This is a genomic window from Arthrobacter sp. MP_M4, from assembly GCF_035984855.1.
Lineage (GTDB): Bacteria > Actinomycetota > Actinomycetes > Actinomycetales > Micrococcaceae > Arthrobacter.
On sequence record NZ_JAXCHX010000003.1, the window covers coordinates 61,959 to 78,069 of the forward strand.

Annotated in this window: 13 protein-coding genes and 1 pseudogene; 7 read left to right on the plus strand and 7 right to left on the minus strand. The window is 65.7% G+C overall.

The window, feature by feature from the left end:
• Positions 1–183: 183 nt before the first annotated feature.
• From ptsP to RCH15_RS04885, 3 genes are all read left to right on the plus strand, one after another.
• Complete coding sequence (gene ptsP, locus RCH15_RS04875) at positions 184–1,869, plus strand: phosphoenolpyruvate--protein phosphotransferase (RefSeq protein ID WP_326958637.1); 1,686 nt, start codon at positions 184–186, stop codon at positions 1,867–1,869.
• Between the two features lie 81 nt (positions 1,870–1,950).
• Complete coding sequence (locus tag RCH15_RS04880) at positions 1,951–2,373, plus strand: helix-turn-helix domain-containing protein (RefSeq protein WP_326958639.1); 423 nt, start codon at positions 1,951–1,953, stop codon at positions 2,371–2,373.
• A 74-nt stretch (positions 2,374–2,447) separates the two neighbouring features.
• Positions 2,448–2,693, plus strand: coding sequence for a hypothetical protein (locus tag RCH15_RS04885; protein ID WP_326958641.1), 246 nt, complete (start codon positions 2,448–2,450; stop codon positions 2,691–2,693).
• 9 nt (positions 2,694–2,702) lie between these two features.
• Here RCH15_RS04885 and RCH15_RS04890 read toward each other — a convergent pair whose 3' ends face one another.
• On the minus strand, positions 2,703–3,923 hold the full coding sequence (locus tag RCH15_RS04890; protein WP_326958643.1) for a PucR family transcriptional regulator: 1,221 nt from the start codon (positions 3,921–3,923) through the stop codon (positions 2,703–2,705).
• Positions 3,924–4,169: 246 nt separating this feature from the next.
• On the opposite strand from RCH15_RS04890, the gene ald reads away from it, so the two are divergent.
• Positions 4,170–5,288, plus strand: a complete 1,119-nt coding sequence (gene ald, locus RCH15_RS04895) for an alanine dehydrogenase (protein WP_326958645.1) — start codon at positions 4,170–4,172, stop codon at positions 5,286–5,288.
• A 113-nt stretch (positions 5,289–5,401) separates the two neighbouring features.
• Here ald and RCH15_RS04900 read toward each other — a convergent pair.
• The 6 genes and pseudogenes from RCH15_RS04900 to RCH15_RS04925 form a co-directional block, all read right to left on the minus strand.
• A pseudogene (locus RCH15_RS04900) lies at positions 5,402–6,459 on the minus strand (Gfo/Idh/MocA family protein).
• Between the two features lie 111 nt (positions 6,460–6,570).
• Positions 6,571–8,280 carry an ABC transporter family substrate-binding protein gene (locus tag RCH15_RS04905; protein WP_326958647.1) on the minus strand — a complete coding sequence of 570 codons (1,710 nt, stop codon included), beginning with the start codon at positions 8,278–8,280 and terminating at the stop codon, positions 6,571–6,573.
• 51 nt (positions 8,281–8,331) lie between these two features.
• Positions 8,332–10,584: an ABC transporter ATP-binding protein gene (locus RCH15_RS04910; RefSeq protein ID WP_326958649.1), complete on the minus strand. Its 2,253-nt coding sequence runs from the start codon at positions 10,582–10,584 to the stop codon at positions 8,332–8,334.
• Positions 10,581–11,543: an ABC transporter permease gene (locus RCH15_RS04915; protein WP_326958651.1), complete on the minus strand. Its 963-nt coding sequence runs from the start codon at positions 11,541–11,543 to the stop codon at positions 10,581–10,583. The genes RCH15_RS04910 and RCH15_RS04915 overlap by 4 nt, the downstream gene beginning before the upstream one ends.
• Before the next feature lie 2 nt (positions 11,544–11,545).
• Positions 11,546–12,532 carry an ABC transporter permease gene (locus RCH15_RS04920; protein WP_326958652.1) on the minus strand — a complete coding sequence of 329 codons (987 nt, stop codon included), beginning with the start codon at positions 12,530–12,532 and terminating at the stop codon, positions 11,546–11,548.
• A 359-nt stretch (positions 12,533–12,891) separates the two neighbouring features.
• Complete coding sequence (locus RCH15_RS04925; RefSeq protein ID WP_326958655.1) at positions 12,892–13,488, minus strand: TetR/AcrR family transcriptional regulator; 597 nt, start codon at positions 13,486–13,488, stop codon at positions 12,892–12,894.
• Positions 13,489–13,613: 125 nt separating this feature from the next.
• Between RCH15_RS04925 and RCH15_RS04930 the strand changes: the two genes are divergently transcribed.
• The 3 genes from RCH15_RS04930 to RCH15_RS04940 all read left to right on the plus strand — a co-directional run bounded on the left by RCH15_RS04930 (position 13,614) and on the right by RCH15_RS04940 (position 16,089).
• Positions 13,614–14,177, plus strand: coding sequence for an NAD(P)H-dependent oxidoreductase (locus RCH15_RS04930; RefSeq protein ID WP_326958657.1), 564 nt, complete (start codon positions 13,614–13,616; stop codon positions 14,175–14,177).
• Between the two features lie 136 nt (positions 14,178–14,313).
• Positions 14,314–15,606: an aminotransferase-like domain-containing protein gene (locus RCH15_RS04935; RefSeq protein WP_326958659.1), complete on the plus strand. Its 1,293-nt coding sequence runs from the start codon at positions 14,314–14,316 to the stop codon at positions 15,604–15,606.
• A 51-nt stretch (positions 15,607–15,657) separates the two neighbouring features.
• Positions 15,658–16,089 (plus strand): universal stress protein, encoded by a 432-nt coding sequence (locus RCH15_RS04940; protein WP_326958661.1) that lies wholly within the window; start codon positions 15,658–15,660, stop codon positions 16,087–16,089.
• The last annotated feature ends 22 nt before the right edge of the window (positions 16,090–16,111 follow it).

Sequence of the window (16,111 nt, forward strand, 5' to 3'; positions counted from 1 at the left end):
TATAGCAACGCTATATGAAGTGCATCACATACACTTTTTTCAGGCACCGGACCCGCCGCCGACGTAGCTGTCGGCGTGCCCCCCGTCGGGCCGGCCGGAAGGTCCGGCTCGGCACGGGCGGCCGGTTCTGGCAGTATCTGAACAACCGGCTTACCGGCCCACGGCAGAGAATGAGGACCTTCAGTGCAGAACTTCCCAGGAGTAGGCGTCAGCCCCGGCCGCATCATCGGAACCATCCGCCAGATGCCCAAACCTGTCAGCGAACCGCCCGCCGGGGAACAGTTACCGGCCGGCGTTACGGCTGAGGAAGAAACGGCGGCCCTGAAGTCCGCCGCCAAGGCGGTCCACGATGAGCTGAAAACCCGGGCCGGGACCGTCAGCGGCGACGGCAAAGCTGTCCTGGAAGCCACCGCCTTGATGGCGACGGACACGATGCTGCTGAAATCGGCTGCCAAACTGATTGGGCGTGGTACTTCCGGCCAGCGTGCCATCTGGGAAGCCGGCGCCTCCGTCTCGGAAATGCTGCACAACCTGGGCGGCTACATGGCCGAGCGTGCTACCGACGTCCTGGACGTCCGGGCCCGGATTGTGGCCGAACTGCGCGGGGTCCCGGCCCCGGGAATTCCATCCTCCCCCACCCCGTTCATTCTCATTGCGGAGGACCTTGCCCCGGCGGATACCGCCACCCTTGACCCGGAAAAGATCCTCGCCCTGCTCACGGCCGGAGGTGGCCCGCAATCCCACACCGCCATCATTGCCCGCTCCCTGGGCCTTCCCGCGGTGGTTGCCGCCACCGGCGTTGACCAGCTGCCGGATAACACCGAGGTTTATGTCGACGGCGCCGCCGGCCTGATCACGGCGGACCCCGACGACTCCCAGCGGGCCGCTGCCGAACACTGGGCAGCGACCGCCTCGCTGCTGGCGGACTTCGACGGCACGGGCGTGACGGCGGACGGCCACCTGGTCCCGCTGCTCGCCAACGTCGGCGGAGCCAAGGACGCCGTGGCCGCCGCGCAGCTGAACGCCCAGGGCGTCGGGCTGTTCCGGACCGAATTCTGCTTCCTGGAGCGCGACACCGAACCCACCGTGGACGAACAGGCCGCCGCGTACAAGGGCGTCTTCGATGCCTTCCCGGGCAAGAAAGTGGTGCTCCGGACGCTCGACGCCGGCGCGGACAAGCCGCTGCCCTTCCTTACCGACGCCTCCGAACCCAACCCCGCCCTCGGCGTCCGCGGATACCGCACAGATTTCACCACGCCGGGCGTCCTGGAGCGCCAGCTGCAGGCGATCGCGCGGGCTGAGCAGGAGTCCGAGGCGGACGTCTGGGTGATGGCCCCGATGATTTCCACCGCCGAGGAAGCCGCCCGCTTCGCAACGCTGTGCAGCGAGGCCGCGATCAAGACTCCCGGAGTCATGGTGGAAGTTCCGTCCGCGGCGCTCACCGCCGAGGCGATCCTGCGCGAGGTCGGTTTCGCGAGCTTGGGAACAAACGACCTCACACAGTACGCCATGGCGGCGGACCGCCAGCTGGGCCCGCTTGCAGCGCTCAACACGCCCTGGCAGCCCGCTGTCCTCCGGCTCGTCCGGCTGACCGTGGAAGGCTCCACCGCGGAGGGCCACAACAAACCGGTCGGCGTCTGCGGTGAGGCCGCTGCTGACCCTGCCCTCGCCGTCGTCCTGACAGGTCTGGGGGTCTCAACCCTGTCCATGACGGCCCGATCCCTGGCTGCCGTGGCCGCCGTGTTGAAAACTGTTACCCTGGCCGAGGCACAGGAGCTGGCCAAACTCGCCCTTTCCGCGCCGAGCGCCACGCAGGCCCGCGCCTGGGTCCGGGAGAAGCTGCCGGTCCTCGAAGAGCTGGGGCTGTAGTCCGGCCGTAAGGCACTCGCCCGCCGTCCGCGGCGAGCCAGTGGACGGGAGAGCCGATCCCGGGGCGCTAGGATGCAGTCCATGACACTGATTGCTCCCCGGGTCACGGCCGCCCTCCCGGCTGAGGACGCCCAGAAACTCCGGTACGCCCTTAACGGCAGTGAGGACATCACGGTGTTTGTCGACGGCACTGTCCACCGGCTGCCGCCCCAGGCGCGGGACGCCGTCGTCGATGTTCTAGCGCGCTTTAGCCGCGGCGACGCGGTCACGGTCAGCAGCGTGGAGGAAATGCTGACTACGTCCCGGGCCGCGGAGCTGGCCGGCATCTCGCACACCTACTTGCGGAACCTGACGGACCGCGGCGAAATCCCGGTGGAATACCGGGGCACCCACCGGCGCATACGGTTGGCTGACATCATGGCCTGGCGGGAAAGGCAGAAGAAGAACCTTACCGCCGGCGGCGCACCGGACCACGCCGGTGACGGCGCCGCGGATGCTTCGTGACGGCATGATAAGGATCAAACAACGATCCCGCCCCCGCGCCCGGGCGTGGAGAAGGCCGGGGTTACGCTTGGATTGTGCGTAAGTTCAGAGGGTGGCACATCGTGGCCGGCATCGCCGCCATGGTGCTCACGGGCGTCCTCGGAAACGCCATGGGGCTGAACAATACGGCAGCTTTCATGTCCAGCTGCGTTGCGTTTGTGGCCGTCTCCTTGTGGACTGACAGCAGGTTCTCGCATCGCCGTCGGCAGGCCCTGCGGGAGGCGGCCGGTGAGTCAACCCTGGAGCCCGAGCACCCTGACCGTGATGGCCGCGGCACGTAGCGCCCTCATTCAGATCCTGGGGCGGCCGGCCCAGCGCCGGGCCTTGAGGGCCGCGTGGAGCTCCAGCCGCACCATCCCCTTGAGCGGATCGACGCCGAGGAGTTGCCGGATCCGGCCCAGCCGGTTGTAGATACTGCTCCGGTGAAGGTGCAGCTTGTCCGCCACTTCCTGGACCGAGCCGTCATTGTCATAGAAGAGTTCCAGGACGGGCAGCAGCTCCTGGTTGCGGTCATGGTCTTCCAGAATCCGGAAATAGACGGAACCCGCGTCTGCCCAGGCACCCGCGCCGCCGCCAGCCGAAGCCAGCACCTGGTAGATCCCCGTGGCCCGGCAGTCCACGAGCTCACCCAGCTGGGGATCCACGGCCGCCGCCTGCGCGGCCTGCCGGGACCGCCGGTACGCGTCCTCGAGCTCCCGCGGCTTGGCAAAGCCTTGGGAAGTTCCGAGGATGATCCGGTGGACCGGCCGGCCGGACCGTTTGGCCAGTTCCAGCTGATAGTGGACCAGCACCTGGGCGTGATCCGCCCGGCCAGTCGATTCGCGGAACAAGACGACGGCGTGGGTTTCCGTCCCGGCGCTGAACAGGGCGGCGTCCACCCCGATGGTGGCCTGGAGCGCCGCGGAACGGTGGATCAGCGTGGAGGCGATGGGATCGGAGCCTTCCGCCCAGCCGTCGGCGTCAAGGACCGTCACCAGCTGCCACGGCCCGCGCCCCTGCACTTCCTTCCAGCCCGCCACGGCCGCGACGGCATTGGACTCGCCCCGGCACGCGGCCAGGAACTCCCGCTCGCGGCGGCGGCGGAACTCCGATTCGGCAGTGTTGGAGTCCAGCAGCAGGGCCGAGAGCTGCTCCAGTTCGCGGGCCACCCCGGGCAGCTGGGCCAGAACGGTCGTCGCCGTCGGTTCCTCCGAGACAAGCTGAACCCACAGGTAGCCCACCCGGAAACCCCGCACCAGCAGGGGGACGCAGACCCGGCCCAGCATTCCGAGGTCCGCGTTGGCCGGCACCACCACGGGGCGGACAGCGGTCGCAATCCCGTGGGAGAGCTGCCAGGCGCTGACATCCAGCGGAACCCGTTTGCTGAGCAGAAAGTTCACCCGGACCCGGTCCGCGTGCGACTGGTTGGAACTGTAGGCGAGCAGTTGGCCGTCCAGGTCCTCCAGTGAGAGGCCGCGTCCCAGTTTCAGTGCCACCTGTTCCACGAGCTGTTCGACATCCTGCTGCTGCATCCTGACAGACTACTGCGCGCCGAGGTGCGGCTGCGAACGGCAGCGCCAACGGACAGCAGGCGACACCTGCCGCTCGCGGGTTCGACAAATGTCCATCCGGCTATTTGCTAAACCCCGGAATTCCGCCTGCGGCGCCCGATGCCGCACGGTGCAGCCTGTCGATTGCCTCACAACCGGATTTATTCTGGAAGTACGACTTCCCCGCATTCATCCGGCCCCCTGGGCCACCAGCACTGGAGCCCCCACATGATCATCGGTGTCCCCAAAGAGATCAAGAACAACGAATTCCGCGTCGCCATCACGGCCGCGGGCGTCCACGAATTCCGCACACACGGCCATTCCGTTCTGATCGAGCGCGGCGCGGGCCTGGGATCGGGCATTACGGACGAGGAGTACGCCATCGCAGGCGCCGAGATCGTCGCCGAGGCCGATGACGTCTGGGCCGGCGCTGACATGGTCATGAAGGTCAAGGAGCCGGTCAAGGCCGAATATCACCGCTTCCGTAAGGGCATGATCCTCTTCACTTACCTGCACCTGGCCGCTGAGCCGGAACTGACGCAGGAACTCATCAATACCGGCGTCACCGCCATCGCGTATGAGACCGTCCAAGAGGGCCGCACGCTGCCGCTGCTGGCTCCGATGTCCGAGGTCGCCGGCCGGCTGTCCGTTCAGGTGGGCGCCACCTCCCTGATGGCCCCGGCCGGCGGCAAGGGTGTGCTGTTGGGCGGCGTTCCCGGTGTCCGCCCGGCCAAGGTGGTTGTCCTGGGTGCCGGTGTTGCCGGCACCAATGCGGCGGCGATGGCCTTGGGCCTCGGCGCCGATGTCACCATCCTGGACATCAACATCAACCGCCTGCGCGAATTGGACGCCCAGTACCAGGGCCGGCTGAAGACGGTGGCCTCCAACGCCTACGAGATCGAAAAGTCCGTGGTCGACGCCGACCTGGTCATCGGCTCGGTGCTGATCCCGGGCGCCAAGGCCCCCAAGCTGGTCACGAACGAACTTGTGTCCCGGATGAAGCCCGGCTCGGTGCTGGTCGATATTGCTGTGGACCAGGGCGGCTGCTTCGAGGACACCCACCCCACGACGCACCAGGAACCCACGTACAAGGTCCACAACACGATCTTCTACTGCGTTGCCAACATGCCGGGCGCCGTTCCGAACACCTCAACGTACGCGCTGACCAACGTCACCCTCCGCTACGCCGTCTCGCTTGCCAACCTGGGCGTCAAAGCCGCGTTTGAGCGCGACGCTGCCCTCGCCGCCGGCCTTAACATCGCCGGCGGCAAGGTCGCGCACCGCTCTGTCTCCGAGGCGCACAACCTGGCCCTGGTCACCGATTGGCACGATCTCGTCTCCGCATAACCAGCCGGTTCCGGCATCGTCCTGCTGCGCTGGACGACACACATCCTCTGCGTGCTGCTCCTTCGTGGCTTTAAGGCACGCTGCCGGATGTCTGTCGTCCTGCGTTGCGTGGGTTAAGCCCTCTTGGCGGCCAGTTCCCGGGCCTGTTCGATAAGCCGCAGCACCTCCACCGGGCCGGCCGGGTCCACCGGGAGGGGCCGCGCTGAGGCGGCTCCGCCGTCGCTGATCTTCGCTGCGAGGATCCGATAGAACTCCGGGTAGGCGCCGCGTTCAGTGGGCAGCCGGTCCCCATGGCCGTCCCGGCCAAGGAGCCCGGCCCAGTGTTGGTCCTCGACGCCGTAGTCGGCGTCCAGCGGGCTTCCGCCGGCCGCAATGTACGGCTCCTGCGGGTCCACGCCGTGTTTGGTGAAGCCGCCCCCGCTGCCCAGCAGCCGGAAACGCGGGCCCTGCTGGGCGCAGAGCATGTTCATCCACAGGTGGCTGGTGACGCCGGATGAGTGCTGCAGGGCCAGGAAAACGTCGTCGTCGGTCCTCTCTCCCGGGCGCCGGGCCGCGAGTTCGGCGGAGACCACCGCGGCTGGACCAAACAGCTGCACTGCCTGGTCCAGCAGGTGGGTGCCCAGATCGAACAGCACCCCGCCGCCGTCGTCCGCCGTCGCGGCCGCTTTCCAGGCCTTGGCGACCAGCGTTCGAAACGGGATTCGAACCGTGCCACGTTCCCGAGTACTCCGCTGTCCAGCAGGCCTCGGACGGTCAGGAAATCGCCGTCCCAGCGCCGGTTTTGGAAGACCGTGAGCACGCGGCCCAGCCGCGCCGCGAGCTCAATGAGGTCCTCACCTTCGGCACTGTGCACGGTAAAAGGCTTGTCGACGACGACGTCGAGCCCCGCCTCAAGAGCGGCTTTCGCGAGCGGGTAGTGCGTGGCCGGCGGCGTGCCCAGGACCAGCAGGTCCAGCTCGCCCGCGAGGCCCAGGATGTCCGCCGGGGTGTCCACGATCCGGGCGCCGGGATACCGGGCGGACGCGGCGGCCTGCCGGCCGGCGTCGGACGTGGAGATCGCTGCGATCGTGAAGTCGGGGTTGGCCGCAAGCAGCGGGGCGTGGAAGACGCTGCCGGAGAGGCCGAACCCGGCAACAGCTGTGCGGATGGGCCCGGTGGAGTCGGTTGTCATAGGTCCACGCTACCCCCGGGTACTCCCCGGGTTTGAGCCCAACGGCGAAGGCCGGCACCCCCGTCAATGCGGGGATGCCGGCCTTGAGTGCTCGGAGAGCCTAGCTGGGAGTTACTTCTTTTCCCAGCCGAGGGTGGTCCAGTCCGGAACCTGCGACAAGCTCTTGAACAGGGACGGACCGTAGTTGGCCAGACCGGTGCGCACGAAGGAGATCTGCGGACCGTTCATCACAACACCCATGGAGAAGTACTTCTCCATGTGCTTTTTCTCAACTTCCATGGCTGCCTTGTTGCGCTCGGCATTGTCGGCGATGGAGGAAAGCTTCTTGATCTCGGCGTCCAGTTCGGCGTCGCCGAGCTCGTTCTCGTTGGTCTTGGAATCGTAGAACTGCTTGACGGCGTCGGTCGCATCGGCGCCGACCGTGTAACCGGAGACGCTCATGAAGAAGTCGCGGCTGCCCAGGACCTTGCCGAAGTCGGCGGAGGCGCGCTGGTCGATGCCGACATCCATGCCGCCGGCCTTCAACTGGTTTTGCAGTGTCTGCGCGAACGCCAGGGTGGTGGGATCATCACCGAAGTTGCTGATCTTGAAGGCGGCGGGGACGCCGTCCTTTTCCATGATGCCTGCGGCGTTCGCCGTGTAACCGGCGTCGGTGAGGACCTTCTTGGCGGCGTCAGGGCCGGTTTCCTTGACCGGGTAGTTGTCCTGGTAGTACTTGGAGAACGGCAGCAGCATCATGGATCCCGAGCTGGTTTCTTCCCAGTTCAGGCCATTGAAGCGGACCTTGCGCAGCGCCTCGCGGTCGACGGCGGTGAAGATTGCCTTGCGGATGGCGACGTCGTTCATCGGCGCCTTCTGGGCGTTGAGGTTCAAGCCGCCGGCGAAGAGCCGCTGGCCGCGGCGGATCTCGGCGTCCTTGGTGCCATCGAGCTGCTTGTAGGGGGTGATGGTATTGGCGGACACGCCGTCGATTTCACCGTTCTTGAAGGCGGCGATCTGGGCGCTGCTCTCCAGCTGGCGGAAGACGACCTTTTCCAGGACGGGCTTGGTGCCCCACCACTTGTCGTTCTGGGCGAGAGTCACGGTCTTGGCGGCGCTGTCGTACTGGTCCACCTTGAACGGTCCTGCCATCCATTCCGGGTGCATTTCTCCGGTGAAGCCTTCGTTGAAGATCGCCGGGGTGTTTACGGCCGGGTGGACGAAACCTGTGAAGAGGGCGTCCAGCGGGAAGACCGGCTGGGTGGTGGTCACAATGACTTCTTTGTCACTGGAACCGGCCTTGACGGATTCAACGAACTCGTAAGCGCCGGAGCTGACGACGTCGATGTCCTTGTTCTCGCCCTTGAGCATGTTCCAGGTGTTCTCAAAAGTCTTCACATCGATCGGCGTGCCGTCGTTGTAGGTGGCTTTCTCGTTCACCTTGATGGTGATGGTCTGCTTGCCGTCCTTGACCTCGCTCTTGACGTCTTCGCAGAAGTTCTTGTTGGGCGTGGCGGTGCCGTCGAAGTCGAAATTCCAGCAGCCCCAGGTGCCGGCCTCGTCGATCGGGCGGTGCAGCGCCGTGTTGTCCGCGCTGTTGCCGTTGTTGGAGAACCCGTTGAAGTCCGGTCCGATGTTGCCCAGCGGCAAGGTGACGGTGCCGCCCTGTTGCAGGTCTGCCGCGGGCTTTTCGTTGACACTGATGAGCTTGGCCAGGTCACTGCCTGACTCCTGGGCCTTCTCCGCTGCTGGTCCGGTGGAGCCGCCACCGCCGCCACAGGCTGTCAGCGTCAAGGCGGCCGCAATGGCCGCCGCTCCGCCGATCTTGGTCAGATTCTTCATGGTGTTCCCTTCATTGGTGCGAGTGGTGGTGCTTGTGATGGGTCGTAAAATCTAGGGGGCATCATGTCCGGCCGGTTTGTGGACCACCAGCATGTCCTCGTTCAATTCCCCGTCGGGGTAGAAGCAGGCGAACCTCTGGTCGGGATCGGGCGCCGGGCCGGACTCAAGGGTCTGCGCCGCGGTGGAGGGCCGGACCGTTTCCAGCGGGGGTTCCAGTGTCAGGCACTTCTCCTGCTTGGCCGGCGGCAGAGCCGCGAAGACCGGGCAGCGGGTGGCGAAGTTGCAGCCCTTGGGAGCCTCCAGCGGCGAGGGAAGGTCCCCCTGCAGGATGATCCGTTCCCGGGTGCGTTCCAGGGCAGGGTCAGGGACCGGGATCGCGGAGAGCAGAGCCCGGGTGTACGGGTGGCGCGGGTTGTCGAAGACATGGTCCACGTCCCCGATTTCCACGATCTTCCCCAGGTACATCACCGCCACGCGGTTGGAGATGTGGCGGACCACGGACAGGTCGTGGGCCACCATCAGGTAGCTCAGCCCGAGTTCGGCGCGGAGCTTGTCCAGGAGGTTGATCACACCGGCCTGGACAGACACGTCCAGCGCCGACACAGGCTCGTCCAGGACCACCAACTTGGGGTTCACGGCGAGGGCGCGGGCAATGCCGATGCGCTGGCGCTGGCCGCCGGAGAACTGGTTGGGGAACCGGTTGACGTGGTCCGGCTGGAGGCCCACAAGCTCCATCAGCTCCATGATCCGCTCCCGGATCCGGGGTTTGGACATGCCCGCGTTCTCGAGCGGCTCGGACAGGACCTCGAAGACGGTGAAGCGGGGGTCGAGGGCGCCGGTGGGGTCCTGGAACACCATCTGGAGTTCTTTGCGCATGGCGCTTTTGGTCTTGGCGTCGGAGGCTTCCTTGTTGCTGAGGCCGCCAATGACCACCTCGCCGTCCTGGTCCTTATGGAACTCCATGATTTCCAGCAGGGTGGTGGTCTTGCCGCAGCCTGACTCACCGACGATCGAGAAGCACTCGCCCTCTCGGATGTCGAAGCTCAGCCCGTCCACGGCTTTGACCGTGCCGATCCGGCGCTTGATCAGGGCGCCCTTCATCAACGGGAAGTGCTTCTTGACGTCCCTGAGCTCCAGCACGGTCCGGCGCTCGTCGCGGGGAATCGCGTCAAAGCGTGACACGGGGACGGCCGGGGCCTGGAAGACCTCGCGGACGTCCACTTCAAGGCCCAGGGAGTCTGTCTTGATACACGCGGCCCGGTGCGGCATGCCGGCGTTCGGGTTGATTCCGGCGACGGGCCACAACTCCGGTTCCCCGTGCAGGCAGGAGTCGCTGGCAAGCGGGCAGCGCGGCGCGAACGAGCACCCGGTGGGGGTGTGGATGAGGTTCGGCGGAATGCCTTCGATCGGAATCAGCGAGGACTTCTCGGCCATATCCACCCGCGGTACCGCACCGAGCAGGCCCATCGTGTAGGGCATCCGGGGGTTGTAGTAGATGTCATCGACGCTGCCGGTCTCCACCGGCTTGCCGGCGTACATCACCATAATGTCATCGGCCATGCCGGCCACAACGCCGAGGTCGTGGGTGATCATGACGACGGCGGCGCCGGTTTCCTCCTGCGCCGTGTGTAGGACCTCCAGGACCTGCGCCTGGATAGTGACGTCAAGCGCCGTCGTCGGCTCATCGGCAATCAGCACACGGGGGTTGTTGGCGATCGCGATGGCGATCATGACGCGCTGGCGCATGCCGCCGGAAAACTCGTGCGGGAAGGCCTTGAGGCGGTCTTTCGGACTGGGGATGCCCACCATGCCAAGGAGCTCGACGGCGCGCGCCTCCTTGGCCTGCTTGCTCATGGTCGGGTTGTGGACCGTGAGGGCTTCGATGATCTGGTTGCCGACCGTGTAGACCGGGGTCAGCGACGACAGGGGGTCCTGAAAGACCATGGCCATGTCTTTGCCGCGGAACCGGCACATCGCTTTGTCGCTGAGACCCAGCAGTTCCGTGCCTTGCAGCCGGACCGAACCGGTGATTTCCGCGGTCGGGGGCAGCAGGCCCATGATGGCCATCGAGGTCACGGACTTTCCGGACCCGGACTCCCCGACGATGCCCAGCGTTTTGCCGGCATGAAGGTCGAAGTCGATGCCGCGGACGGCGTGCACCACCCCGTTCTCGGTGTTGAAGCGGACGTTCAGGTCACGTACGGAGAGCACCGCGTCGCCGGGGGCGTGCAGTCCTGCGGTGTGCAGGCGCTCGGCGGTGGAGAAGTCGGCGGACTCGGCGCTGGCGGTCATTTCGTGGCTCATTTGGTCTTCTTCTTTTTGGCGCTGCCGACGGAGCTGGAGCTGGGGTCGAACGCGTCCCGCAGGCCGTCGTTCATCATGGCAAGGGACCCGGTCAGCAGGAACATGACGGTCAGCGGGACCCAGAACATCCACGGGAACGTGGAAACCTGGGAGGTCGCCTGCCCGATCAGCACGCCCAGGCTGACGTCCGGGACCTTGATGCCGATGCCGATGAAGGAGAAGGCAACCTCGGCCAGGATCGCTCCGGTGATGCCGCGGGTGATGTCCAGTACCAGCAGCGAACCGATGTTCGGGACGAGGTGACGCCAGACGATGCGCCGCGGTGGGACCCCCATGTACTGGGCTGCCTTTACGAAGTCGCGCGTCATGAGGGACATCGAGAGCGAACGGATGAGCCGGGCGGTGCCCATCCAGCTGAAGACCAGCAGGACGATGATCAGCAGGAGCCAGCTGGGCAGGGACTTTTGCAGCCCGTTGCCGCCGCCGCTCGTGGCGACGGCCACGACCAGCAGCGCCGGCATCATGATCAGCGCTTCAAGGACGAACAGCATGACCTTGTCCACTTTGCCGCCAAAGTAGGCCATGGTGCAGCCGTAGACGGCGGCGATCAGGACCGAGACCAGGCCGACGACGAGGCCGATCAGGATTGAAATCCGGGTGCCCTCCACGGTCAGGGCATAGAGGTCAATCCCGGCCTGGGAGGTGCCCAGCAGATGTTCGCCCGACGGCGGCATCCCGATGTTGAACGGATCAATCGTTTCTTTGTCCCAGCTGGTGAAAATGCCACCCACGAAGGAAAACAGCGTCAGGGCGAGGAAGATGATCAGGCCTGCCACGGCAGTCTTGTTGCGCAGGAAGCGGCGAAGGATGATCGAGGACTTCGCGATGACGACGTCGTTGTTCTCGATTTTTGCTTCGCTGGCGACCGCAGCGGGATCGATGGCGTTGAGGTTTGTCATGGTTACTGCACCCGCACTCTCGGGTCGACCAGGGTGGTGGCGAAGTCAGCGAGGATCGCGCCGATCGCGAAGATCACGGAGCCGTAGGCGAGGGTCGCCGTCGCGGCATTGACGTCCTGCAGGGCGATCGCGTCGATGCTCCAGGAACCAACGCCGTGCCAGGCAAAGATCTTCTCCGCGAAAAAGCCGCCGGCGAAGATGGCGGGAATGGTGAAGGCGATGCTTTGCGCCACGGGGATGAAGGATACCCGCAGTGCGTGCCGGCTGATGGCCTGGTTGCGGGTCAGTCCCTTGGCCCGTGCGGTCCGGACGAAATCGGCGTTGACGTTGTCCAGGAGGTACTGCCGCTGGGCGATCTGGTAGGTGCCCCATCCCACGATGGTGATGGCGAACGTCGGCACCGCATAGTGGGCCAGCATGTCAACGAATTGCGCCCAGCCGCCCCCGTCCATTCCCGGAGTGGAGATGCCCGTGACGAAGAAGATGCGCTCGCCCACTGTCTCGTTGATGTTGATGGCGCCGAGCTGGACCAGGAAGTAGGCGATCGGCGCGGGCACGATGTACACGAGGTAGCTGTAGGAGGTAATGATCCGGTCCGAGGCCTTGTACTGGCGCGCTGCCGTGTACACGCCGAGCGCGACGCCGATGATGAGCGTCAGGACGATGGAGGCAAGAAACAGCCGGGTGGAGATCCAGACCCGGTCACCGAACTCGGCGTTGATGAACGCGCCGTTGGGGCTGCGTCCCCAGTCCCAGCGGGTGACGATCGCCGTCAACCAGTCAACGTAGCGTTCCCAAGGGCTCAGGTGCGGGTCCAGGCCCTTGAGCCGGAAGGAGTTCGCTACCTGCTCGGGGGTGGGCCGCGGTATCCGCTCCTGCTCCAACAGCGCAGGCTGCAAGGTGTTCACGGCTAGAAAGTATCCGGCCGTGGTGGTCAGGAAGATCATGAATACGTACGTGATGGCACGTTTGCCGAGGTATCGGAGCATGGGACGACTAGTTCTGGATCGTCGTTGTCTGCGCGGCGTCTGCCGCTGCCGGCGGGGCCGCTGCAGCCTCGCCGCGTGCTGGATTCTTATTAAGATTCACAACTGGATCCTTCCGTAGTCCCCCTCCGGCAGGGGGTTACCGCCGCCGATCCGGGATCTTGGCCAGCGGGTATCTGGCCGCCCGCACACCTTTCGGCAAGTCCTGGTGGACTATGTTGCGGGTCACATTCCAGAGGAAACTATCACATGGATCTGCCGGGCTGACGCTCTCCTGCGGCATTCCTGGAGTCAGGTATCAGATCGTTACCATTGGTTCGGGCCGAGGGATCCGGCGCCGCCGGCCGGGCGATCGCCGTGAGCTAGGCGCCCAGGACCACGCGCGAAACGAGCTCCCGCCACGACGCGGCGAGTCGTTCCGGGGTGATCTGATGCACCCGGACGGCGTGCAGGATCCGCTCCGGTTCCAGGACGGCACTCAGTGAAGTGGCCATCAGCCAGGGGTCCGCCGAAACACCTGCCTGCCGCAGCAGCATCTCAAGATGCCGGTGCCACAACACGGCCGCAGGGACGTCGAAGCGGTTGTAGGCCGACACGTCCGCAGCCCTGGCCAGCTCGCCGAATTCCAGTACCCAGCCAATTCGCTCTTCACCGAAGGCGATGAGCCGTGCCAGGGGTGACGCGCCCGGGCCGAGCGGCGGCGGCCCGAACATAAACCTTCCCTGGAACCCGGCCTCTGCGTCACTGAGCAGCGCCATCATCAGTCCTGCCCTGCTGCCGAACCGACGGAACACCGTCCCCTTGCCCACCCCGGCCCGCTGGGCCAGGATGCCCATGGTCAGGCCGTCCGCCCCGCATTCTTCGACGAGCTGACGGGCGGCGCCGAGCAGCAACTCGCGGTTCCGGGCTGCGTCGCGGCGTTCGGGCTCTGCGCCGGGCCGGATGGGGATCAAGCTCACAGGGCACATTCTAGCGGCAGGGAATAGAAGCGGACCGCAGTCCGTTTTTATGGGTGAAGGTCCGCAAGGGTCTCACTTATCAGCCAGCCGCACATGCATCGGCGGCGCGACACCAAGGAGTTCACATGTCCAAGAACACCGTTCTCACCCTGGTCGGCAGCCTGCGTGCCGGCTCGACCAACCAGCAGTTGGCCGAAGCCTTCCAGCTCAACGCCCCGGAACAGGTGGAGGTCCTCATCCACGACAGCCTCGGCAACATCCCGTTCTACAACGAGGACATCGACGTCGAAGGCCAGGTCCCTGCCGCGGCCGCCGCACTGCGCGCCGCAGCCAACGACGCCGACACCCTGCTGCTGGTCACCCCGGAGCATAACGGTACGGTTCCCGCGTCGCTGAAAAACGCCATTGACTGGCTGTCCCGTCCTTTCGGCGCCGGCGCCCTGAGCGGCAAGCCGACCGCCGTCGTCGGTACGGCCTTTGGCCAGTTCGGCGGAGTCTGGGCCCAGGACGAGGCCCGCAAGGCCGTCGGGATTGCCGGCGCCCGGGTCCTCGAAGACGTCAAGATGGCCGTCCCCGGCTCCCTGGTCCGCTTTGCCGAGATCCATCCGAAAGATGACGCCGAGGTTGTGGAACAGATCAAGGCGGTCTTCGAAGTCTTGGAAGAATCCCGCTCCGCCTCCGCCGCGTAGCCCATCCTGCTGTCCCGACACCCCCGGACGCTGCCAAGCGTCCGGGGGTGTCGTGCGTTCGGAGCCGCTGCAGGCGCAGCAGCGTGAACGCAACAAAAGTTTTCCACTCAGCAACAAGGGTTGTATTCTTGGAAATGTGACCCACGAAACACTTGATGCCGCCGCAGAAGTTCTTCCGGCCGAGGCAATTGACGCAATCGAACGTGCGGCTACGTCCGCCCACCGCCACGAGTTACTGTTCTCGGAGCGCGCAGCAAATATCAAGCAATCAGCAGTCCGCGACGTCTTTGACATCTCGATGCGCCCCGGCCTTGTTTCGCTGGCCGGCGGCAGCCCCTACCTGCAATCGCTCCCCCTGGACCGGCTGGGCAAGACCGCTGCGGGGATCATCGCGGACCACGGACTGACCGCACTGCAGTACGGCAGTGGCCAGGGCACCGAGGAACTCCGTATCCAGATCTGCGAGGTCATGGCCGAGGAAGGAATTGTTGGTGCCAGGCCCGAGAATGTGGTGATTACCGCAGGCTCGCAGTCCGCCCAGGACGTGGCCACCAAAGTCTTCTGCAACCCCGGCGACGTGGTGCTCGTGGAGGATCCCACGTACGTCGGCGCGCTCAACACGTTCGAGGCCTACCAGGTGCAGGTGGCCACCGTGCCCATGGATGCGGACGGGATCATTCCGGACCTCCTTGAGGCCAAGATCGCCGCCCTGCAGACGGCCGGCAAAAGCATTAAGTTCCTGTACACCATTCCCAGTTTCAACAACCCTTCCGGCATCACGTTGTCGGCGGAGCGGCGGCAGCAGGTTGTCGATATATGCCGCAACGCGAATATTCTGGTTCTGGAGGACAACCCCTACGGGCTGCTCCGGTTCGACGGCCGGCCTCTCACTCCACTGCGGGCTGACAACCCGGACGACGTGATTTACATGGGCTCCTTCTCAAAGATTTTTGCCCCGGGCCTGCGGATTGGCTGGGCCCTCGTCCCCGCGCACCTTCAGCGCCGCTATTACCTGGCGTCGGAAGCGGTCACGCTGTGCCCGCCGACGTTGAACCAGATGCTCGTGTCCGCCTACCTTCGGGACTACGACTGGCGCGGGCAGATTCAGACGTACCGGGGGCTTTACGAGGAGCGCTGCCACGCGATGCTGGCCGCGCTGGAGGAATTCATGCCGCCGGGCCTGACCTGGACCCGTCCGGAGGGCGGCTTCTTCGTCTGGGTGACGCTGCCCGACGACGTGGACACTTACCCGCTCTTGCAGAAGGCGATCGATGCCGGGGTGGTCTTTATTCCGGGCGCGGCCTTTACGCATTCGGATGAGCCGTCCAACAAAATCCGGCTGGCCTTCAGCGCCGTCGCGCCCGATTCCATCCGCGAAGGCGTGCGGCGGCTGGCGCCGGTCCTGCAGGAAGCCGTCGCGGCGCGGTAGCCTGAACCGTCGGCCCACGGCCGCCCCTATTCGTTGACCCAAGGAGCATTCATGACCGGAATTATTGTTGTCGGCGTCGATGGCAGCGAGACTGCCCTAAGAGCCGCGCACACGGCCCGCGACCTGGCCACGTCGCTGGGAGCCACGCTTCATGTGGTCAGCGCGTTCGACAGCGACAGGACCGAGGTGTTCGGCAGCGGCAGCGACGAGTGGATCGTCTCCGACGCCGGCAACGCCGAGAAGGTGGCCCGCAGCGTCGCCGACAGCCTCCGCACGCCCGCCCTGAACGTCACCTACGCCGCCGGCCGCGGCAAGCCCGCTGAGGCCCTGATTGAGGAAGCTGCCCGCACCGGCGCCCAGTTGATCGTGGTCGGCAACCGCCGGATGAAGGGTCTGGGCCGCGTCCTGGGCTCCGTGGCCAACTCCGTGGCCCATAACGCCCCGTGCGATGTCTACATCGCCAAAACGGACGCCACCGACTAGGCAGAGCCAGGGGGCGCGGCCC